This is a genomic window from Betaproteobacteria bacterium (assembly GCA_016720925.1).
Classification (GTDB): domain Bacteria; phylum Pseudomonadota; class Gammaproteobacteria; order Burkholderiales; family Usitatibacteraceae; genus UKL13-2.
Genome location: JADKJR010000008.1, coordinates 1 through 21,452, shown reverse-complemented (window position 1 = coordinate 21,452; position 21,452 = coordinate 1). Strand labels below are relative to the sequence as shown.

General features: G+C 57.1%; 15 protein-coding genes and 4 pseudogenes. 15 read left to right on the top strand and 4 right to left on the bottom strand.

The window, feature by feature from the left end; translation table 11 throughout:
- Positions 1-82 precede the first annotated feature (82 nt).
- The 11 genes and pseudogenes from IPP88_13070 (at position 83) to mobB (ending at position 11,586) form a co-directional block, all read left to right on the top strand.
- Positions 83-767 (top strand): annotated as a pseudogene (locus IPP88_13070) (PepSY domain-containing protein).
- On the top strand, positions 764-2,602 hold the full coding sequence (locus IPP88_13065; protein ID MBL0123612.1) for a 2Fe-2S iron-sulfur cluster binding domain-containing protein: 1,839 nt from the start codon (positions 764-766) through the stop codon (positions 2,600-2,602). The pseudogene IPP88_13070 and the gene IPP88_13065 overlap by 4 nt, the downstream one beginning before the upstream one ends.
- A gap of 170 nt (positions 2,603-2,772) precedes the next feature.
- On the top strand, positions 2,773-3,471 hold the full coding sequence (locus IPP88_13060) for an AraC family ligand binding domain-containing protein (GenBank protein ID MBL0123611.1): 699 nt from the start codon (positions 2,773-2,775) through the stop codon (positions 3,469-3,471).
- 14 nt (positions 3,472-3,485) lie between these two features.
- A complete protein-coding gene (locus IPP88_13055) occupies positions 3,486-4,475 on the top strand; it encodes a hypothetical protein (GenBank protein MBL0123610.1) in 990 nt (329 codons plus the stop codon).
- A gap of 398 nt (positions 4,476-4,873) precedes the next feature.
- Entirely contained in the window at positions 4,874-5,077 is a 204-nt protein-coding gene (locus tag IPP88_13050; protein ID MBL0123609.1) for a hypothetical protein, read from the top strand.
- Positions 5,078-5,488: 411 nt separating this feature from the next.
- On the top strand, positions 5,489-6,265 hold the full coding sequence (locus IPP88_13045; protein MBL0123608.1) for an IS1380 family transposase: 777 nt from the start codon (positions 5,489-5,491) through the stop codon (positions 6,263-6,265).
- A 100-nt stretch (positions 6,266-6,365) separates the two neighbouring features.
- Positions 6,366-7,850: pseudogene (locus IPP88_13040) on the top strand (IS21 family transposase).
- Positions 7,851-7,923: 73 nt separating this feature from the next.
- Positions 7,924-8,736, top strand: coding sequence for an ATP-binding protein (locus IPP88_13035; protein ID MBL0123607.1), 813 nt, complete (start codon positions 7,924-7,926; stop codon positions 8,734-8,736).
- A gap of 59 nt (positions 8,737-8,795) precedes the next feature.
- Positions 8,796-10,094, top strand: coding sequence for a molybdopterin-dependent oxidoreductase (locus IPP88_13030; protein ID MBL0123606.1), 1,299 nt, complete (start codon positions 8,796-8,798; stop codon positions 10,092-10,094).
- On the top strand, positions 10,091-10,831 hold the full coding sequence (locus tag IPP88_13025; GenBank protein ID MBL0123605.1) for a molecular chaperone TorD family protein: 741 nt from the start codon (positions 10,091-10,093) through the stop codon (positions 10,829-10,831). Before IPP88_13030 ends, IPP88_13025 begins: the two co-directional genes overlap by 4 nt.
- Before the next feature lie 257 nt (positions 10,832-11,088).
- Positions 11,089-11,586 (top strand): molybdopterin-guanine dinucleotide biosynthesis protein B, encoded by a 498-nt coding sequence (gene mobB, locus IPP88_13020; protein MBL0123604.1) that lies wholly within the window; start codon positions 11,089-11,091, stop codon positions 11,584-11,586.
- Between the two features lie 332 nt (positions 11,587-11,918).
- On the opposite strand, the gene IPP88_13015 is transcribed toward mobB, so the two are convergent.
- Both IPP88_13015 and IPP88_13010 read right to left on the bottom strand, forming a co-directional pair.
- Positions 11,919-12,122: a transposase gene (locus tag IPP88_13015; protein ID MBL0123603.1), complete on the bottom strand. Its 204-nt coding sequence runs from the start codon at positions 12,120-12,122 to the stop codon at positions 11,919-11,921.
- A gap of 57 nt (positions 12,123-12,179) precedes the next feature.
- Complete coding sequence (locus tag IPP88_13010) at positions 12,180-14,948, bottom strand: TraM recognition domain-containing protein (protein MBL0123602.1); 2,769 nt, start codon at positions 14,946-14,948, stop codon at positions 12,180-12,182.
- A gap of 836 nt (positions 14,949-15,784) precedes the next feature.
- Here IPP88_13010 and IPP88_13005 point away from each other — a divergent pair.
- Both IPP88_13005 and IPP88_13000 read left to right on the top strand, forming a co-directional pair.
- Entirely contained in the window at positions 15,785-16,606 is an 822-nt protein-coding gene (locus IPP88_13005; protein ID MBL0123601.1) for a hypothetical protein, read from the top strand.
- A 28-nt stretch (positions 16,607-16,634) separates the two neighbouring features.
- Positions 16,635-16,862 (top strand): DUF2274 domain-containing protein, encoded by a 228-nt coding sequence (locus IPP88_13000; protein MBL0123600.1) that lies wholly within the window; start codon positions 16,635-16,637, stop codon positions 16,860-16,862.
- 789 nt (positions 16,863-17,651) lie between these two features.
- On the opposite strand, the pseudogene IPP88_12995 reads toward IPP88_13000, so the two are convergent.
- A pseudogene (locus tag IPP88_12995) lies at positions 17,652-19,045 on the bottom strand (heavy metal sensor histidine kinase).
- A 12-nt stretch (positions 19,046-19,057) separates the two neighbouring features.
- Positions 19,058-19,722, bottom strand: a pseudogene (locus tag IPP88_12990) (heavy metal response regulator transcription factor).
- A 158-nt stretch (positions 19,723-19,880) separates the two neighbouring features.
- Between IPP88_12990 and IPP88_12985 the strand changes: the two are divergent.
- Together IPP88_12985 and IPP88_12980 are read left to right on the top strand one after the other, a co-directional pair.
- Complete coding sequence (locus IPP88_12985) at positions 19,881-20,042, top strand: hypothetical protein (protein ID MBL0123599.1); 162 nt, start codon at positions 19,881-19,883, stop codon at positions 20,040-20,042.
- 615 nt (positions 20,043-20,657) lie between these two features.
- On the top strand, positions 20,658-21,452 hold a 795-nt coding region (locus IPP88_12980), incomplete at its 3' end, for a hypothetical protein (GenBank protein ID MBL0123598.1).

The window sequence follows — 21,452 nt, the reverse complement described above, 5'->3', positions numbered from 1 at the left end:
TTGTCGGCACTGCGAGCGTTCCGCTCGCAGTGCCTTCTGACGCAGCAATTGCATAGGGACCAGACACCATGACACTACCGTTCTGGTGCGGCGCACCCACAAATGGATCGGCTTGATCGTCGGGGTGCAGGCGTTGCTTTGGATGATCAGCGGCGTATATATGACGGTGATTTCGCTTGATGTCATTCATGGCGACCATCTCGCGCATGTCGCGCGCGAGCCGCTGGGGCAATCTGGCGAGCGGGTGGATATGGGCAGGCTGGCCGCGCTGTATCCCGGTATTCAGTCTTTGCGGCTCAAGAAATTGCTTGGACGCGAGGTCTTTGAAATTCGCCAGGGCGACAGGAGTTCGTTGGTTAGCGCGCAAACTGGGTGAAACCATTAGCCCGTTGAAGCGGGAAGAAATTGTGGCGTTGGCCAAGGAAATATATCAGGGCACTTCGCAAGTCCTGGCTGTGGACTTGATCACCGAGGTTCCCAAGGAAGTTGCCCGTCGGCCCATACCGATGCCGATGTGGGCCGTGCGCTATGATGAATGGGCAGAAACCACCTTCTATTTCTCTCCGCAAACCGGCGAGCTGCTTGCGCGCCGCCACACACTGTGGCGCTGGTTCGATTTCCTGTGGATGTTGCACATCATGGATTACGACAGCCGCACCGATGTCAACAACACGCTGCTGCGCGCGGCCGCCGGTATTGGTCTTGTGTTCGCATTGAGTGGCGCCTGGCTCGTCTTCTACAGTTTTCGTCGGCGGACCACGGCATGATGACGCCTTGGATGCGCAAGATCCACAAGTGGATCGGTCTGTTGATCGGTCTGCAACTGGTGCTGTGGATGTGCAGCGGGCTGGTGATGAGCCTGCTTGACGCGGAGCGGGTAAAAGGCAGTGAGTTTCGGCGCCGCCGGTGGCCAAGAAGCTTTGGCCGGAAAATGCCTTGTCTGCAGATCGCGTGCTCGCCACTCACTGCCGCACCGGTGTTTGCCATTTCCACGGGATGGCTGCTCGATCAGCCGGTCTATCGCCTCGCCGGCGAAACAGGCGTCAAAATGGTCGATGCGCTGAACGGAAACGGCGTTGAAATTTCTGCCGATCTCGCGCAGCGTTTAGCGGTCTCGTCCTACACAGGCCCGGGACGTCCCGGGCGCGCGGAATTGGTGGAGCCATCGCTCGAAACGCGCGCGCACAAGGGCAAGGTCTGGCGCGTTGACTTCGCCGATGCCGAAGACACCAGCGTCTACTTATCGCAGCAGGGCGATGTGCTCGAGCACCGCAACCAAACCTGGCGCTTGTTCGATTTTTTCTGGATGTTGCACATCATGGATTATTACGAGCGCAAGGACTTCAACAATGTGCTGGTGGTCAGCACCGCTGTCGGCGGACTCTGGCTCGCGCTCACCGGCACATGGTTGTTGATCACGAGCTTCCGGCTTGCCGAGTTCATTCCGCAAATTTGGCGTGGCCGGCGCGAACTCAGCGTGTTTGCGCCTGATGGCAATCTACTGCGGACCTTGCTTGCGCCGAGTGGCGATACGGTCTTTCACGCGCTTGCGCGTCAGGGCCTGCAACTGCCCTCCAACTGTGGTGGTGGGCAGAGTTGCGGATTGTGTACGGTGCGGGTAATGGGTAGCGTGCCGCCCCCTACCAGTGCCGATCGCGCACAGTTGGCTGAAAGCAAGGTAAACGCCGGCCATCGCCTCGCTTGCAATTTAAAGATCGACGGCAAATTGGACATCGAAGTCCAGGGTGGGAGTGAAAGTTGGACTGAGCTCAGTGCTAGGGTCGCGAGCATTCGCGCCGTGACGCCGTTCCTGCGGGAAATTGTGTTGGCCCCGGCAATAAAGGCAGAGGTCCAATGGCAGCCAGGCTCGTACCTCCAGATACACACCCCGGAATACACCATGAGCCGGGAGCAAATCGACTTTCCCAAGAATCACACGGACGACTGGGCGTCGCTGGAGCTTCCGGACCAATGGCGCAACAAGTCCGCGATGCGCCGCTCCTATTCATTGTCTTGTCCGGTCGATCAGGCAGGCGGCTATCTCACCCTTTTGGCGCGGTTCATGCACGGCAAGCAGTCTCCCAAAAATTTCCCACCGGGCAGGGGTTCCGCCTATCTGTATGGCCTGAAAGAAGGCGATATCGTGCGATTCAGCGGGCCATTCGGCGATTTTGCCATCCAGCCTGGCGGCCGGGAGAAAGTCTTTATTGGCGGGGGCGCCGGGATGGCACCGCTGCGCGCGATGATTCGGTCTCTGTTAGAAGGTGGTGCCAAAGAGCCTATCCATTTTTGGTATGGCGCTCGCAGTCTGCGGGATGCACCCTATGTTGACGAGATCTCGCTGCTGGCAACAAGGTTTGCAAATTTCAAATGGCAGCTGGTTTTGTCCGACGTCAATCAAGATTCTGAAGAAGCGGCTGGGCTGCTAACGGGCCTGGTTCACGACGTCGCACTTCATGGCTTGCTCCGCACTCACTCTAACCTGAACGCGTGCGACTTTTACGTCTGCGGCCCACCGGTAATGCTGGTCGCGACCCGGGCGATGTTGACGCAATTGGGGGTGGATGACGCACGCGTAGCCTTTGATGATTTCAAGATCTAAGTTCGAGAAGAAGAATTTAGTAACCCCGCTTAATTCGCTGCTTCGTCTTCAAACTTTCCACCACATGAATCAACAACCCAGTTCCAAAGTAGCACGCTACACAATGAGATGAAATCCTGAATCTCGCAGACAATCCCGCATATCAATTTCGTAAATAGAAGGGACTCATTATGAAACTCGCAATTTCTTTGTTACTTTTCCTGTTGCCCATTTGCGTTGGCGCTCAAACCGCAAGTAAAGAAAAACCGTCACATGGCCACGGCCATTCTCACGATTCCCCCAAGGACAGCAAGGCGGTGATCCTTGAAAAGAAGACAGTCGCAGCAACACCGGTCTCCCCCGAGTTCATTCAACTTGCCAAGAATGTGGAAATCATTCCAAACATTGAAAATGCGCTCAAGTCGGTGGGCGTACTCACCCACGAAGGAGTCTTCGGACCGCTTCTCTTTGCCGAGCAGACGCGATCATTTTTCATTGAGTTGAAACCCGGCATGTTTTTAGGTGAGCACCCGCATGCAACAGGAAGCATTATTTATACCGTGCGCGGAAAATGGGTACTTGCCAGCGAAGGGAAACGACAAGTGATGGAGGCTGGCTCACTATTCAGATTTGGAGACAATATGCCTACCGGCTGGGAAGCGCCATTTCCCGAAGGCGCGTTCTTGCTGGTGGTAAAGACCAAGCAAAAGGGCGAGGCATATGAACCTTTCATGAACGGACTCAAGAAGATGAAAGGGGCGCTGGATAAAGAGCGGGCAGATGGGACTCCGTTCTACTACAACGCGCTGAAGGCGGACCATCCTGCGATCGTTTTCGCAAAATCGGTGAACCCGAAATTCGATGAAGTGCTGAAGAACATCAAGTACTGATGAGGCGCCGGGTCATGAAAAATCTATTTTTCTTGCTCGCCACGATAGTCTTGTGTAGCTGTGCGCAAAGCCGGACGGGAATCGAACAGCCGACTTCCGCCGAAAACAAGCTTGTAGCCTGGAAGGTTGTGGACACGGTGGATGTCGCCGCCTTCAACAAGGATCTGGTGGTGGGCAAACCTACAATGGATGTTGGCGTGTACTTCCCGTCCAATCTTGACCCGGCGTTCAAGAAAGTTACACTTGAGCGCATGCTGCAAAGCGTTCAAGCCACAAAAGAAATCTACAAACCTGCGGGTGTCCAGATCAACCTGCTTTGGGTAAAGACAGGTGAAGTGAATCCAAAGTACCTTGCGATACAGGCCAATGAAGTGCCGGGCGTGCCTGACACCGAATATGTCAACACCTATCAGCACATGAGAAGGCATCCTTCCGAACTGACGGCGTTGGCAAGAAATGCTTTTCTAAGCATGGTCGAGCCTCACAAGGACAATTCCAGAACGATCTACCTGATTGCGCTTCAGGAAGTTTTCTATCCTTTCCTCGACGTCCGATGGACGCAACTGGACCATGAAGACGGTACGAACAGGTGGATTATCTTTTCCGACGTATTCCTACTACAACACCTTGCCTGCGGCTCTCAGGGGTGTCATTACAATACCAATTTGTCCAGGCCCGATCGGTTTCGAAGAACAGTGGCCCATGAAATTGGACATAAAGTAATGAATGTCAGCCACGAATACAAGACAACCAATCCCGCGCATGAAGTTTTTGCTGAAGGGGGTCTCATGTTGTACGGTCAAGGCGAAGATATTCCCTCTGGAAAAGAGGGCAGATGGCACCTGGAGAGACTTCATCTGTCTCCGTTCCTCTATCGTCTCAAAGCGGACGGTACCAAAATCTGGAATGAGGATTACAAAGAAGGCGGGCACTACTATGATCCCCTCTATGGAGATAAGGTAATTCATTTTGACGGTAAGGCAAAAATCGATGAAAGTTGGTAATGCATAACGCCCTTAACCAATCCTCATCTTGACCGCCACCGGGGCGGGCTAACATCTTGCCGGCCGTCGCAGACTCTGGCCGCTCCCGGTAGAGCACAGAAGGATTTTGTCCATGAGAGCCTCTATGGGTTGGCGTTACGTTGTCAGGCACGCCCCTGATTTTTGGCCGTGCCAATGAACCATGGCGTGTTGAGCTTTCGGATGTGAACGCCTTTCTTGCGGCAGTATGAAGTGCAGCAGTCTCGTGCAGATACAGTCGTAGGCATTTATCCGGTTTAGCGAGAATCCGGTAGGCTTTTTAAAGGTTTTCTGAGAATCTCGGGCTTGTGAGTCTCAGAATACTTTTGTAAACGCTTGTTCTATATAGGCGGCGATTTTGAGGTATTCGGAGAACCTACATGAAGTATCGCTATGTTGATGTAACGGGCGATAAGTCGCTGGGTGCTCTCTTTGAGGGCATTCAGCACACCGACACCGAAACGCTGTCAGACGTGGCTTACGAAGTATCGGTACGCAATCTGGTAAGCACCGTATGGCAGAAGGACGGCAAGATCGGCGTGAATGACAAGGGTATGCTCGTCGCGTGTACTCTTGTTGAGTGATGAAGCTGAATAGCCGAGTTCTCACTCCACAGCGTAAGGCTCCGGCCTTACGCTGTTTTCTTTGTGCGCCCGACAGGGCGCACTTACTTGGAGGTGAAAGTCCTCTCCACACCCGGCAAGGGGAAGTGGTAGCCGAACGGCAAGGGTGTCGCGGGCGACTGCGAATCTGAAGGAAGCCGAAGGCAAAGCGCTGGCCTGACGAACAGGAAGCGGATTAGCCTGAATATTTCACCGATGATGCAAAACTGAGGTCGGCGTTCCCTTTGAGAACCGCGTTGATACTGGTGTCAAAGCCAATCAACACAACAAGGAACGCCGATGCCAAATTGTACTCAGGATTCATCATCAGATCGACTTGAATTCGGGCACCTTGGACGGCGGGTAATAGAAGGCCGCTTTGATGGCGGCAACATGACCAGCGACGGCGGCGTGATGTTGCTGGCAGCGCTGGATCAGCGGCTGGGGTTGACCGATGCCGCCGCACGCTCGATTGCCGATCCCCGCGAACCCTCTTCGATCACCCACAGCATTCGCGACATGCTGCGCCAGCGCGTGTATGGACTGGTGCAAGGCTGGGAAGACCTGAACAATCACACCCAGCTGCGTCGTGACATCGCCTACCAGAGTGCCGTCGGACGCGAAGACGACCTGGCCAGCGCACCGACCTTGTGTCGGCTTGAGAAGCTCGGCAGCCGTGCCGCCGCGGTCAAACTCCATGAAGTCCTGGTGGACCAGTTCATCAAGAGCTTCAAGACCGCACCCGAAGAACTGGTGCTCGACTTTGATGCCACCGACAGCCCGCTCTACGGCAAGCAGGAGGATCGTTTCTTCCATGGCTACTACGACAGCTACTGCTACCTGCCGCTGTATGTGTTCTGTGGCGAACAGATGCTGGCCGCCTACCTGCGCCCAAGCAAGATCGATGGCGCCAAGCATGCGGCGGCCATTCTGAAGCTGTTCGTGACCCGGCTGCGGCAGGCGTGGCCCAGCGTCAGAATCATCTTCCGGGCCGACTCCGGCTTTTGCCGACAGAAGGTTCTGAACTGGTGTGATCGGAAGAACGTTCAATACGTGGTTGGCCTCGCCCGCAACAGTCGCCTGCAAGCGATGGTCGCCGAGGTCGAATCGGACATGCAGACGGCCTTTGATGAAGCCGGGATGAAGCAACGCCTGTTGATTTCCGCGTAAATCGCTACCAATTCTGAAGGGTTTTTTCACGCAAAACGAGGCCACATGAATCAACTACCCTGCTTATTTTTTAGGCGGGGAGAACTGAGGAGTGATTACAGTGGCCATGTTAGCCAAAGTCAGGCGGATGTTTTATCGGGAGCGCCTGCCCAAGCGAGAGATCGCGAGAAGAACAGGTCTTGCCCGCAGCACCATTGATCGGTGGTTGGATCAGCGTCCTGATGTACTGGAGCCGAAGTACCCGGGCCGTCGCGTGGAGACCAAGCTCGATGCCTATGCCGAAACGTTGTCTGGCTGGCTGAAGAGCAATCAACATCGCGGCAAGCGCGACCGGCGGACGGCGCACTCAATGTACCAGGAGCTCACGGCGATGGGTTATCGCGGCGGCTATGGCCGTGTCGCCGCCTACGTTCGTCGGTTTCGACAGGAGCTGTCATCGCAGGGCAGTGGCCGCGCCTTTGTGCCGCTCAAGTTTCAATTGGGCGAAGCCTTCCAGTTCGACTGGAGCACCGAGTACGCCTTTGTGGGCGGCCTGCGTCGACGGCTGGATCTGGCCCACACCAAGCTCTGTGCGAGCCGTGCTTTCTGGCTCACCGCCTATCCCACCCAGACCCACGAGATGCTGTTCGACGCCCATGCCCGCGCCTTCGCCGCCCTTGGCGGCATCCCCACGCGTGGCATCTACGACAACATGAAGACGGCGGTGGATAAGGTCGGTCGCGGCAAGGCCCGGACCATCAACGCCCGCTTCGAGGCCATGGCCTCCCATTACCTGTTCGAGCCCGAATTCTGCAATGTCGCTTCGGGCTGGGAGAAAGGCATCGTCGAGAAGAACGTCCTGGATCGCCGACGGCAAATCTGGCGCGAGGCGATGGAAACCCGCTGGACGGATCTTGAGTCGCTCAACGAATGGCTCGGCAAACAATGCCGGATGGTGTGGACGGAGACGAAGCATCCGGAGTGGCCGGAAATGACGGTGGCCGAACTGCTGCAGGACGAGTTGCCCAAGCTAATGCCCTGCCCAAAGCCTTTCGATGGTTACGTCGAGCATCCCGCACGCGTATCGTCGACTGGGTTGATTCATCTGGAGCGCAACCGCTACAGCGTGCCAACCGAACATGCGCACCGCATCGTCAGTGTGCGGGTCTATCCAGCCACCATCGACATCGTCGTCGATGACGTGAAGGTGGCCGGCCACGTCCGCTCGTTTGAACGTGACCAGACATTCTATGACTGGCGCCATTACATCGATCTGGTCGTCCAGAAGCCGGGGGCGCTCCGTAACGGCGCGCCCTTCAATGCCATGCCGGAGCCGCTACGCCTGCTGCAACACCAGTTGATCCATCGGCCGGGCGGTGACCGGGTGATGGCACAGGTGCTCGCCGCCGTTCCCGTGCATGGCCTGGATTCCATCCTTGCCGCCACCGAGGCAGCGCTGGCTGTCGGCAAGCCCAGTGCCGAGCATGTGCTGTACCTCCTGGCGCAATTGAAGGACCAGGCGCAGCCCAGGCCACCAATGGTGGAAACGGCACTGACGCTCACCGAAGAACCCAAGGCTGACGTCGATCGCTATGACCAATTGCGCCTGACCCCGGCGATTCAATCGGTATTGCTCGCAAGCCCGGTATTGGCGTCGCTGATGATGAATGGAGGCGCGCATGTCCGCTGAGATCATCGCCGAACTGAAGCAACTGAAGCTCAATGGCATGGCCTCCTGCTATCCAGAACTGGTGGCGAAGTCACGCCACACCGAATTCAAACCGGATATGTTCATGAAACAACTGGTCGATGCCGAGACGGCGGAGCGGATGGTGCGTTCGATGGCCTACCAGATGGGCGCTGCCCGGTTTCCGATGCATCGAGACCTGGCAGGCTTTGACTTCGCCGCTTCGCATGTCGATGAGGTGCTGGTGCGTGAACTGCACCAAGCCACGTTTATTGAAGCGGCCCAGAACGTGGTGCTGATCGGTGGGCCGGGCACGGGCAAGACCCACTTGGCGACGGCCATCGGTGTCAAAGCGCTGCGCACGCATGCCAAGCGGGTGCGGTTCTTCTCCACCGTGGAACTGGTCAATGCGCTGGAGCTGGAGAAAGCGACAGGGCGTGCCGGCCAGATTGCCAACCGGCTCATGCACGTTGATCTGGTGATCCTGGACGAAGTGGGCTACCTGCCGTTTAGCCAAGCGGGTGGCGCACTATTGTTCCACCTGTTGTCGAAACTCTATGAACGCACCAGCGTGATGATTACGACCAATCTGAGTTTCGGCGAGTGGAGCAGCGTGTTCGTCGATGCCAAGATGACGACGGCACTGCTCGACCGACTCACTCACCATTGCCATATCGTCGAAACCGGCAACGAGTCCTGGCGGTTCAGTCATAGCTCGATGCGGCAGGATCAAAAACGCAAGGCCAACACCAAAGCGAAAGGAGCTAAGCCAATTCAGACCAACGACTTATCCACAGCGGCATAGTCCCCTATGCCAAAATAGGGTGGCCTCGTTTTAAATGAAAACCGTGGCAGCGTCCGACGTTGAAATCAACAGGGAACTACAAGCTGGATCTTTTCGTTGTCATCGACACGCTGTATCTGGAAAGCGCGCTATATGCCGACGTGATTCTTCCCGAGGCGAGCTACGTCGAGCGTCAGAGCTTGGCTGATATTTACCCGTCGCACCCATTGATTTATAACCGCGATGCGGTTATCGCCCCGCTCCACGAATGTAAAAAGCCAACCGAAATCATGAATCTGCTTGCAAAGCGGCTGGCAGAACTGGGCGACAAAGACATCAAGGGATCTGATTTTTGGGAGAAATACCGCACGGAAGAGGATTTCGTGAATGAGATGTTGGAGCCTTCGCCTGGTCGACCGAATATTGGGACTCCGCTTCCGTATCCGAAATATCCGGAAGGTTATAAGTTGGTTGGCACGCCCGATTCGCTGGAGCGAGGCGAGGCCACGGTAAACCACGATAAGAAGGAAATTCGCGGTAAACCGGTCACCGTAGAGTGGCTGCGTGCCAACAAGGGCGTGGCGATATGGCCCATGAGCTGGCAGCGGTACAAAAAAGTGGGCTCGGACGAACCAAACAAAGTGTTCCCGAACACTTCCACCAAGCTCATTGAGTTCAAGTTCGACTGGAGCGAAGGCGGCAAACGGTTCGGAGGCTATTCCAAGTACAACGAAAAGCTTGAAAAAGCAGGGGGCGAAGTGCCGCTCGGTCTCAAGCGCGTGGGTTTCGACAAGTTCCCATCCACGTTCTTCTGGTTTGAGACAGTATGGAACCCGCATACGAATGTCGCCTATCAGAAATACGCAAAGGAATTCCCCTTCCAGTTAATCTGCGGCAAAGTCCATCACGCCATGAGTGGAACCCAAATGGTGCCTTGGCTTGGAGAGGTTAAGTGCGAAGGTACGTGGCAGCCCTTGAACGATGCGTTCGAGTCACAGATTCCGGAGGCGCAGGCAGTGGGGACTAACGCGATAAAGATCATCAAGCACAAATTCCCCGCTAACTCCTACTCGGTCGGCACCGTATGGATGAATGACGAGGAGGCCAAAAATCTCAAACTCAAGACCGGAGACTTGGTCGAGGTCACGAACCCCTTGGGGAAACATACTCGTGGCAAGATTTTCGCCTCGGGGCATGCGGCCCGGTGTAATCAAATGGGGTTCGGCGCGGGAGGCCGGTTCAGTCCGTGTATGGGGCCGGGCTATGAATCACGCAAATACACGCCATTGCACAATGAATTGATGGATCCGGACGCCTTGAGTCCGATCATGGGTTTCCCAGCCTATGCGGACATGATCGTGAAGATTGCAAGAATATGATTCAGGTGCAGAGGAACGTACAAAGGCAGGCGGTGGCCGCCGCGCCGACGCCTGCGGACGCCCGCGCAATCGGGCTGCGCGGACAGTTGGTGCTTTATGACCTGTTGCGGCGCTTGTTCTTTAGTGGGCCTTCACCGGATTTGATTCAGGCCATATCCGCCGTGGATCGGACAAGTCTGGGCTTGCCGAAGCACCTCGATAACGATTTGGGGAAGATGCAGGAGGTAGTCGATGCAAATCTGGAACGCCGCGAGTCCTGGAGCGAGAGCCTGCTAGTAGAGTTCACCCGCCTACTGGTCGGTCCGGGCGAAACGCCCGTCGTACCTTACGGGTCCTTCTATCTCTCACCAACTCGCAACCTCATGACCGAGGAGACGCTGGCCGTGCGCGCGTTCTATCTGGGTGCTGGCATGGCCGTGCAGAACTTGAATCAGGTTCCAGACGATCACTTGGGCATCGAGCTGAATTTCTGTATTGGCTTACACGGCAAGCGGATGATGGAGCACAGGAAGCGCGCGGGCACTTTCTTGATCTCCGCGACAGTTTCATCCTTGATCACTATTCCAAGTGGGTGCCCGAGTTCGCGGACGCACTTGATCGGGCGACGGCCGAACCATTCTTCCGTGCGGCTGCCGCGGTGCTCAAAGGGCTTCGTCCTGACTATGCCGAACACAGTCGGGCAAACGGCCGTCCGTGTTCCTAAGTTCGTCGAAGAGCTCAGCTACCGTAACACCTGAAATGGGCGCCTCTGGTACTGTTCGTCACGGGTTTTGTGGGTGCGCTCGGGATAAAGCAAGCCGATAATTCGGCTCGATGAGCGAAGCGTGACAAACGCGTAGATCTGCACGCTCGTCAAGGTTTGGCTCGCAGGGTGGGAAACCCCAGCGTTCCCATCATCAATGTTTAGTTGGCGATCGCACGCCGCGCGTCGCCTGTCCCCAGCCTGTCGAATAGACCGCCCGACAAGTATTGACTCAGGAGATCACCAAGAACCATGAAAGTTTTCGGAATCGCCGGTCACTCCGGCATGGGCAAGACTACGCTGCTGGAGCGATTGGTGCCGGAACTTTCCTCGCGCAAACTGGTAGTCTCGCTGATCAAGCACAGCCACAAGAATATCGACATCGACCGGCCGGGAAAGGATTCATTTCGGCTACGCGAATCCGGCTGCAAGGAAGTGTTGCTGCTGGGCAACGATCGCTGGGCGCTGATGCACGAGTTGCGCGGCGACGCGGAACCCCCGCTGGACGATCTGCTCGACCGTATGCAGCATTGCGACTTGGTATTGGTCGAGGGATTCAAGAATGGTCACTACCCGAAGCTGGAAGTGTGGCGGCCGGCAGTCGGTAAACCGATGCTATGGCCCGACTGGCCGGGCATCGTGGCGATCGCCAGCAACGCACCATTACCAACACCGGACGTAACGCTGCTGGAGTTGTCGGATACGGCGTCGATCGCGTATTTCATCCTCGCGCACGCCGCAACGCGTTGACGGGGCTGGCCGGCGTCAACTATCTTGGCCGGCGTGTCAGGCTAATTGTCGGCGGCCACGGGGCAGCCGAACGGTCGGCAGGACAATTGGTGGCGTTTCTATCGCGGATCGGAATGACGTGAAATTTCGAACGTATTTATTTGCAGTATCAATGAGCGAATCTGACAACCTCTAGCAGCCCGTCGGACTTAGCCTGCCAAGTTTGACGTTTCGCCTAAGGTCTCGTAAAAGAATCATGTTGTCGTTTACAAACTCGGCTGTTTTGCAGCCAGTCCGGTCATTTTTCGGTCAGGTTGGTCATGTTGTACCCAGCAATGCGCTCGCATCTCCCTTTAAGCGAGGCTCAGTGCAAACATCCGCTTCAGATTCCACGCCAACGTGACCAGGCTCCACTCGCCTTTGACGTTGTTCAGTCCGCGTAACGAAAATTGGCGGAAGCCCATTACCGATTTGATGATGCCGAACACCCGCTCCGGGGTGTGCTTGCGTAGCGCATAGCCCTTCTTGCCCTCAGGCGTCGCCAGCCTATGGGCCATCGCTTCAAGCGGGTTGGGATTAGTCGGCTGTGGTGGTGCGGCGGCGAAGCGTTCGCGCTAGTGTGGGTGATGGCTTTCGCGTCCCATTGAAATCAGCGGCGCAATGTACGCCTGCACACAGGCGTTCACGTTCGCGTCGCTGAAGTAGTCGGCGTCGGCCAGCAGTGTCCCGGCTTTGCCCAGTTGATCCGCACACGCGTTGAGTTTGTCCAGCATCGATCTGACCTGCTGTTTGTCGGTAGTGACCTGCGTGACGTCGCCGCCTACCACCAACACGCTGCCGACGGCCACGGCCACCTGTGCGTTATGGGCCTGCTCAAAACCGCCGCCGGATTCGGGCATGACGCGCGATTCTTCGTAGGTCAGATTGACCTGATCCGTTGGCCTCGGCCCGGCGTTCGGTGGCGTGGGCGGCTTGCCGCGGGATTTCCCGGCCTGTCGCTTCTGCTCATGTATCACCTTCTTCGCCTCGAACTCGACTTGCTCGCGCTCGAAGCGCTCCTTTGCCCGCGCCTCAATCTTGGCCTTGGCCTCGGCGTTCTTCTGGAGGCGCTGTTCGCGTCGCGCCAGTTCGTCCGGGATCGACATGCCGTCGGGCACATCGGCTTGATCGACGGCTTCGGCCAGCACCATCAGTTCGACCACCTCGGCCTTGAGTTGCGCTTCACTCTTGCCGGCGTGCCCATACGACAGGGCGCTGTGGCGGCTGGCGTTGGCGTGAATCTTGGTGCCATCGAGCGCCACCGTGCCCATTTGCAGCATGCTCATCTCGCGGGCCAGTACCAGCACGCCAACGAAGTGTTTCGATCGCTTCGGTTCCACCGTTTCGGCCGCGACCGTGCTGGATGATCGTGCGGCAGGATTGATCTCCGGCGCCGCGGCTCCTGGCGGGCCCAAAGAGGGTAGGGCGCTATCTGCGGTTTGCACAGGTTTTCCCTCCGGCTTGGAAGGTTGAATGGGCGCTCTGTTGAGGCGTTCGCGTGGCTTCATGTCTGCCGTCAAAGGATGCTTCAGCGGCTCATTCAGCGCCGCTTCCGGCCGTTCCGGTTTCACGGTCCCGGCCGGCTTAGGGCCGCCGTCTCCCTTCCTGGCATTGGCGATTTTCCATTCGGAATAAACCGGGTGTTCCTTAAATAAGTCATCCCCGATATCTGTCTTAACGGGCGACGTAAACACGACCTGTGCCAGCTCGGTCGGCGTAAAAAAGACCCCGATCATGGGCGGCAATGTGAGCAGCACGTTCTGCGAAATCAACCCCTCTTCCACGTCACCCATGCTGCGCTCGTGCTCGAAGACTTCACCACCAAAACGGTTAATCGCGGTGCGCTCCATCCTGGCGATCTTGACCAGCTTTGTGCCACTTTTCAGCTCAGCCCATTCCGCCGTTTCCGGGTCGCATTTATACACGACCTTGATTTGGCAATTGACATCGATACTCTTTTCGATCGCGTTCTTGTCGAGCAGCTTATCCTCGATCCCGCGAAGGTCCTGCATGGACTGGTGGAGCACGATAATGTTTACGTTATCGGAGAGCGACGTCGCCAGGGCGTCCGATACTTCTTTGCTCACCAGGAACTTGAGTTCATCGATGGCAAAGGTAAGATGATTCGCACCCCGCTCAGCCTTCAGATTCTTCGCTTGCTGCAGCACTTCGGTCACGAAAAGCCGCGTCGCCATCAGTTTCGTTCGGTCCCGCAGCGACCCGCGGAAATAGCAGGTCCAACCGTTCCGGATGATGCTCTCGGTCGTCATCCCAACCCCCTTGGGATTCAGGGCCGGAATCATCGCCAGTTCTTTCAAGCCCTCGTACAATGCCGCCGCTTTTTTCTTGAGGGGTACATCGTCGCCATCGAGCGCTTCCAGGGCATCGAGCAACGATCGAATGGTGCCGGGTGAAGTCGGCAGAATCCGATCCAGGATGCCACGCTCCATGCGCTTGTAATAGTCGGCATCCGTGCCGGCGCTATACAACCCACAAGCGCTGACGATCCGCTCGCGTCGGTCCCGCAGCTCGCCACCCACGAACGGGTGCCAGCCGGTTTTATCGCTGTTGAGATCGATCACCACGAAGCGCTTTTGCGCTGGCGCCGCGGTTTGGTAAAGAATCCACGGAAGCCACTTGTCATCCTTGGGATCGACATAAATAAATGAGTGTCCGAGCTGGATACTTTGTTCCGCCAATGCGCCCAACAAGACACCCTTGCCGTAGCGCGTTGGCCCGACTATTTGCGTATTGGTTTCGCGGAATGTCTTCAGGTCCACGTATAGCGGAGTCCCGTTCTTGCCAAGCCCGAAAAAAACCCATTCCGGCTTGTAATAGGTGGCCGGCAAGAAGTGCTTCGGCTGAAGTTCGCCGATCACCTCTCGAACGTCTGACTGCTTATCCTGGATCGTCTTTATCCGGATATCCCGCATCCACGCCGACAGGGGAGGGGCCACATAGCGGTCAAAGATTGCCTTTATGGCCAACCCGACGACCCCGCCAGCCACGATTCGCCACCAATCCTTCGCCAGAATCTCCTTCAGAACACCCCGTGCATTCGCATCGGCATCCGGCAGTTCGGCGTGCGCTAAACCGTATAAAAAGAACAGGTAAAACGGCAAAACGAAGGCTAACGAAACCAAAACGATGAGGCCCGCCCGTCGTGTCCAGATTAGAAGCAAATCGACGGTTGACGTGTCCTCATCGCGCGGCGTCAGGGGGAGGGGATCGACGATAATTATCGTTGCCAAAACAAGGGCAAAGACATTGAATAATAGTGGGTTTGCCAAGCCCAACAATGTGTTGAGATGGCCATCGACAAATGCCTGTAGAGTCGGATTCATTAAGCCTCGATAGCTGCCAAATTTGAGGCGCCATTATGCCTTTGAAACTTCGGCCCCTGCAATCGAAAATCCGGCACTTTTCGTCACCAAAACCAGCCCTTGCGGGCATTAGAGCGGTATGTTGGACATCCCCTTGTACCCACCGCAAGCGCCGCCGCTTTTAGCGCGCTAAAATCGCCTCTATTGCGGTGGGTAGGGCATTGCCGATCGCTAGGGCTTTTCGGCAATGAAAGGTGCCTCCCTCTCGCGGCGAGAGCGGGTCTGGACGCCCCGCTACGCCTCGATTCACCCCGCGTTGCTCCCCTGGACGGTACGCTGCCTTGGAGGGCTTTGCCCTCTCGCTGGCCGGGAAAGCTGGACGCTTTCCCGGCCGGACGCGATTCACCCACCGTCGTCTGCGCGCTACGCGCTTGACCCCGCCTTTAGCGGGCTGCGCCGCAGTCTGCCTTTCGGCAGCCTGGGACTTGTTCGCGCTGCGCGCGAATCGGGCTGGACGCCCGCCCCGCAAAGACGGGGTCAAGCGCGACGTTACGCTTCGCTCCACTTAGCGCTCGACGACGGGTCGAGACCGTCCCAGTCCGCCCTGGGGGGCGGCCTCGGACTGCCCGGCGCGTGGGCGCGCCGGGCTCTCGTCCCGGTTGACGCCTGGCCGCGCTGGGGCGCGGCGCTGCCGTCAAGTTTTGCGCGGGGAGGGCGCGCAAAACCGAGCCAGTTTTATCGGCCCTGGGGGGCCTCAAATCCTTCGATTTTGCTAGGGCAAAATCGCTCGCCGCTTTGTCGCTAGGACGCGACGGCGCGAAGCTTTGCGCTGTCGCTAAATCTTCTTGCAAAAAAGCATGCCGGCGCTTTGTGCGCTGGCATGGTTTCTGTTACGATTCTGTAACCGAAGGGGGCTGTCTGATATGGAGCAAATAGGGTTACGTTTTCCTGGCGCGGCGGTCTCACGGAAGCGCAAGCAAGAGAAGATTGATTCGATACTGGAATGGCTCGCCACCTTCCATTTTTCGAGCCGCGCAATCCTGCTGCAGGTGATGGGATTGGAGCGCGAAAAAGACGGCTATTTCAAGTCTTTGCGCGAGTCGTTTTACATCAAAGAAATGATGTATCCGACCTACCATAAACCGATCATTATGTTGGGCGATTATGGCTACGTTTTGGCGCGCGAGCGCCATGTCGCCATGCTCCATTACAAGCGGCGTGCCAACAGCATTAATATGTCGAATATTCGCCACGATCTCGCCGTGCAATCCGCGATTCTGCGTAGCGGTATTTCGCTAGAACAAGTGACACCGGAGCGGCTTATCGAACGCAACCGGCTTAAGACGCCCGATGCCATATACGATGTAGACGGGATCAGCCACGCACTCGAAGTGGAATTGCATGCCAAGTCTGAGCGCGATATTTTTATTGCGTTTCTGGACCACGGGCGGGCGTGGCAGGCGAAAGAGTATCAACGCGTGCGCTATCTGTTTCGCGAGCCGTGGCAGCGCGATTATTACGAGCGGCTTTTTCGGCGTCCGGAATGGCCGCGGTATGAATACGTGAAGGAAAAGCGAATGCATATTGTTGACCGCGAGCGGCCGACGGTTAAGCCGAGTGAATATAAGGGTTTGCTCGACGTGTTTTCGTTCGAGCTGGATAGTCTTGCCATTGATTGATCGATCATCACAAAAGGAGATTTACGTCATGAACGCAATGGCATTGAAACTGAAGCCGCTGGCGCCACCGCCGGCGGAAATCAAACGCAGCTTCAAATTGAAACAGAGTAACGCCGATAACATTGACGCCTACCGGGCGATCTACAAGACCGCCTACGGTCAGGACATCACGGATGATGCGCTGGTCAATGAAATCCTTGCCGATTTCTTTGCGCGCGACAAAGCCTTTCAAAAAGCGCGTAAGAAACCGAAATAGATAAATGACGGCCGATCCGAAAGGGATTGACCCGGGCGACTACAAAAAATGGCTTCGTGAGGCGATCAGTCTTGCCACCCGCCATGCGTGGTTGTGGATGCTCGTCATGCTGGCCGGTGCGCTGCTTTGGTATGTGGTGAAGCCGTATCCTTTTCTGCCGAGTTTTGTATTTACGGCGACGATGGTGGGGCTCGTCATTGTCGCGTACCTGGTCGATCACTCACATCTGGATATCAAGCGTGGCCGAAAGCCGCTGGTGGCATCGCGGTTTGTGCTGCTTTGGCTTCCCTTGCTCTTGTGGGCGATTAGCATCGTCATCTTCAATCGTTCCGAGATTAAATGGGGCACGATGACGGCGCTCATGCGACACGTCATCATGTACCACGGCGAGTTCCTGACGTTCCTGTTGTCGCTGGCGTTTATTGACGCCTGGTTCCTCATTCCGCTGGTGTTATTCGGGAACCATGGCTTTGCGAGCGCCATGAAGATCACGCTGCCGTGGATCATCCAGCCCGTTCACTTTTTCTTGTTCGTGAAAATCACCCTGATTTTCCTGGTCGCGGACGGTATCGCGATGCTGACAGGCGGCGTCGTGCTTCCCTTCGTCCTGGCGGTGTTTGCGGCACTTTTATACTGTGCGTACAGTGATGTCTTTGGCCACCGTGACAGGAACGCCGAGGTATTGCCTCAAGGCTGTTGCGGCGTAACCCGGGTTACCCAGCGCTGCGTAAATCAAGCAGTTGTTTTTGCGCTGAAGTCGCAAGTGGCCTTTGCTGTCAGCGGGGTTGGTCATATCATCCGCATCTCGAAGCAAACGCTATCGACTCCCGAGCGGACGTTGACTTCGCCGCCGTGGGCACGAATGATGGAGCGGGTAATGGCCAATCCCAATCCAGCGCCTTCGCCGCTGCGGTGCCGCGACGGGTCGGCACGATAAAAGCGATCAAATATCCGTGATAGATGTTCTTGTGGGATCGGGTCGCCAGTATTTTCGATCACCAGCGTAGTGCCGTCTCGGGTCATCTCAATACAGACACGAATGCTGCCGTCCACAGGAGTGTGGCGATGGCGTTAGATAAGAGGTTCGCTAACGCCCGGCGCAACATCAGCTTGTCACCGGATACCTGTCCGGTACCTGTTACCGAGAGGTGCAACGCTTTTTCCTCACCCAGCGCATCGAAGAAATCGAACAGTTGGCGTACCTCCTCCGCCAGATCGACCGGTTCGCGGCTGGGTACAATCAGGCCGTTATCGGCTTCTGCAAGGAAAAGCATGTCACCAATCATGCGCGCCAAGCGTTCGTATTCTTCGGTATTGGACGCAAGCACCTCGCGTACTCATCGGGGCTACGCGCGCGGGGTCAGCGCCACCTGAGTTTCGGTCATCAGGTTGCTGATTGGCGTGCGAAGTTCGTGAGCCAGATCCGAGGAAAAATCCTTCAGCCTTTGAAATGAATCCTCAAGGCGGGCGAGCATGTCATTCAATGCTTCCGCGAGTTCTTCCAGTTCGACGGGAACCGAATTGACCGCCAGGCGGTAGTTGAGCCGGCTTGCCGTGACACCCGCCGCGCCCTCGCGAATGGCCTTCAGGGGCATCAGCCCACGCCTCACCGCAATCCAGCCGAGGAACCCGGCCAAGACGGCAGCGATAGCCACGAACAACCAAAGTGTGCGTTTGAACGAAGCCATGAAGTGTTCATGGTGCGTGATGTCGATTGCCACCGCGACAAGTACTGGTTGCCAGCCAGCGATTCCTGTCGGCAGCAAGGCGGCAATGCCGCGCCGTGGTTGTGCACTTGGCTGACCGTCCAGTTGCCAGACTTGCGGCTGGGGCGGACTCTTGATGGTGTCGCGCACCAGAAGGGTTGGCGGAAAGCTGGTGCCGGCAGTGACGAACAGCGTCTGTTCGCCAGGCCCCCGTAAGAGCATGGCGAGGCCGTGATGACCGACCAATGAATCGTTGAGTTGTGCCACAAGCGCATTGAGATCCGCGGGCGTCTGCACTTTCTCCAACAGGTGGCCTGCCAGATCCAGCTTGCCGGTCATCTGTTCCATGTCCTGTTCGACAAAGTGTTGCTCGACCGCATTGCCAATCAACAACCCCAACGCCAGCAGCACCATCGTCGAGATGGCTGCGAACAGCAGCGTCAGACGGGCCGTGATTGATTTGCGTCTGCGCCTCATTCCGGCGTCGTCCTCAAGCACATAGCCCATGCCGCGCACCGTGCGAATCAGCTTCGGCTCGAAGCCGTCATCCATTTTTGCGCGCAGGCGGCGCACCGCCACTTCAATAACGTTGGTATCGCTATCAAAATTCATATCCCAGATCTGGGACGCGATCAGCGAGCGCGGCAGCACTTCGCCACGGCGTCGAAGCAACAGCTCCAGCAATGCAAATTCCTTGGCGGTGAGGTCGATGCGCTGTCCACCGCGCGTTACCCTGCGGCGCAACAGATCAAGTTCAAGATCCGCCACGCGAATATGTTCTGCTTCCCTGCTACGACCGGTGCGGCGCAGCAGTGTCCGCACCCGGGCAAGCAATTCCGCAAAGGCGAAGGGTTTCACCAAGTAATCATCGGCGCAAGTTCGAGGCCCTTTACCCGGTCGTCAACTTGATTGCGTGCGGTCAGAAACAGTACCGGTAATTCGCGCTTGGTGCGGCGTATGCCGGCGAGTACCTGCCAGCCATCCAATTTCGGCAGCATTACATCGAGAATCGCCAAGTCGTAATCACCGGTCTCACCCAGATGCAGGCCGTCCACGCCATCGCGGGCCAGATCGACGACGAAACCAGCCTCCACCAGCCCCTTCTTGAGGTAGTCACCGGTTTTCGGTTCGTCTTCGACAACGAGAATCTTCATCGCGCTTTTCTTTCATTTTTATTCCACTCTAGTGCGCCGATTGTGCGCTCGCAGAATCGATGCTCGTCAAAGATTACCGAAATGTAATCCCGGCGTCAGCTTGAGTAAGGGAAACTGTTTGCAGAATGCTCACTACGCGTCGATGAAGGAAGCCCGCCATGAAACCAATACGCATCGCCTTGGTACCCAACGTCCCGCTGGCGACGACCGGGCCATTCGCTCAATTCACTTCCAGCGTTGAGGTTTACAAGAACACCATCCGCTGGCTGACCTCGACGGCTTTTCCCGCGTGCTTGGCGGACACCGAATGCCTTCCGTGATCATCGCATTTCTTGTGTCGACATCGCGGATGGCCGGTCGAGTTGCCGAACTCGCGCTCTGCCAGCGGGGGCGGGCCGCCGATAGGCCACCGACCGTGTCCAGCGTAGCGCTTTCACTGGAGCAGGCGTGGCACCCGCACCTCACCGTCGTCGCGAGCGCTCGTTTCCTGAGCCGCGGGAATAGTGCGTCCAGACTGGACACCGGACGCAGCCGTTGTATCCGCGCGGTTTCCGCATTTTGTTTGCATTGTGCACATCACCAATCGAGGAAACCAGCGAAACGACCCCTTTGGGCGATTTTCGCCAGTCTGTGCCTGAGCGCCGTCAGCGCTTTTGCGCTCAGCGATGATCCGACCGACGCGACGCTGCCCGTGCCTCTCGTTCGGTATCAATCACCATTCGCGGACTATCGCCCGCTAGGTGAAGACCAGTCAAAACCATGGAAGGACGCCAATGATACTGTCCGTGCGATTGGTGGCTGGCGGACCTATGCCAGGGAAGCTGCCGAGTCGGCCAAAACGCAGGCTGGCAGAAATAACCCCGCTGCGCCCGCCGGGTCGCCAGTCCTGCCGCCAGCCTCCATGGCGCCACAGTCACACAAGCACTGAGGTTGAAATGAATTCATTCCATGCTGCATACCCGGCGCGACTCGCGGGTACCGGACTACTCTTGTTGGCGCTGACCGGCTGTGCCAGTCTTTCCCGCGACGGCGGATTTGCAACGGTTGAACGTGTCACGAAGGAGAGAACCGGCGCCGACGTGAAGTGGGTCCGGGCCGAAAGCGAACGCGACTCACTTGCTGCGCGTGTGAGCGAATTGCTGGCGAAGCCGCTGTCCGCCGATGACGCCGTGCAGGTTGCGCTCCTCAATAATCGCGGTCTGCAGGCCGACTTCGCCGAACTCACGCTAGCCAACGAGGAAACAGTGCGCTATGCGCGAAAAGTGCGCGAGGTGGCCGCTGCCAGTGCTGAACTCGCCCGGCGCATGGCATCCGTGGGCAACTGGAGCCGGTTACAGCAGGCGCGCGAGCAGGGCTTCTACGCTGATGCCGCGCACAATCTGGCGCGCGCCGAGCAGGCCCGCCTGCACTCACGCGAAGCGCTGACGCGCTTGCTGGGACTATTTGGGAGCACAAACCGTGTACACATTGCCGGAGCGATTGCCGGATCTGCCAAAGGCGGCAGAGGATCGACCGGATATCGAGCAGCGCGCGATGCAGTCGCGGCTCGATGTCATGGGGGCGAAGCTTTCCGCCGAATCTCTCGCGTCAAACCTGGGATTGAGCAAAGCCACGCGTTTCATCAACGTGCTCGAATTCGGTGTAACGCGCGAAACGTCAAACGAGGCGCCGCTACGCCGTGGGTACGAAATTTCGCTCGAGCTGCCACTGTTCGATTGGGGCACGGCCGT

Coding starts and splice junctions, on each gene's coding strand:
- IPP88_13065 (MBL0123612.1), top strand. CDS start 764: ATGATGACGCCTTGGATGCGCAAGATCCACAAGTGGATCGGTCTGTTG.
- IPP88_13060 (MBL0123611.1), top strand. CDS start 2,773: ATGAAACTCGCAATTTCTTTGTTACTTTTCCTGTTGCCCATTTGCGTT.
- IPP88_13055 (MBL0123610.1), top strand. CDS start 3,486: ATGAAAAATCTATTTTTCTTGCTCGCCACGATAGTCTTGTGTAGCTGT.
- IPP88_13050 (MBL0123609.1), top strand. CDS start 4,874: ATGAAGTATCGCTATGTTGATGTAACGGGCGATAAGTCGCTGGGTGCT.
- IPP88_13045 (MBL0123608.1), top strand. CDS start 5,489: ATGACCAGCGACGGCGGCGTGATGTTGCTGGCAGCGCTGGATCAGCGG.
- IPP88_13035 (MBL0123607.1), top strand. CDS start 7,924: ATGTCCGCTGAGATCATCGCCGAACTGAAGCAACTGAAGCTCAATGGC.
- IPP88_13025 (MBL0123605.1), top strand. CDS start 10,091: ATGATTCAGGTGCAGAGGAACGTACAAAGGCAGGCGGTGGCCGCCGCG.
- mobB (MBL0123604.1), top strand. CDS start 11,089: ATGAAAGTTTTCGGAATCGCCGGTCACTCCGGCATGGGCAAGACTACG.
- IPP88_13015 (MBL0123603.1), bottom strand. CDS start 12,122: ATGGCCCATAGGCTGGCGACGCCTGAGGGCAAGAAGGGCTATGCGCTA.
- IPP88_13010 (MBL0123602.1), bottom strand. CDS start 14,948: ATGAATCCGACTCTACAGGCATTTGTCGATGGCCATCTCAACACATTG.
- IPP88_13005 (MBL0123601.1), top strand. CDS start 15,785: ATGCCGGCGCTTTGTGCGCTGGCATGGTTTCTGTTACGATTCTGTAAC.
- IPP88_13000 (MBL0123600.1), top strand. CDS start 16,635: ATGAACGCAATGGCATTGAAACTGAAGCCGCTGGCGCCACCGCCGGCG.
- IPP88_12985 (MBL0123599.1), top strand. CDS start 19,881: ATGAAACCAATACGCATCGCCTTGGTACCCAACGTCCCGCTGGCGACG.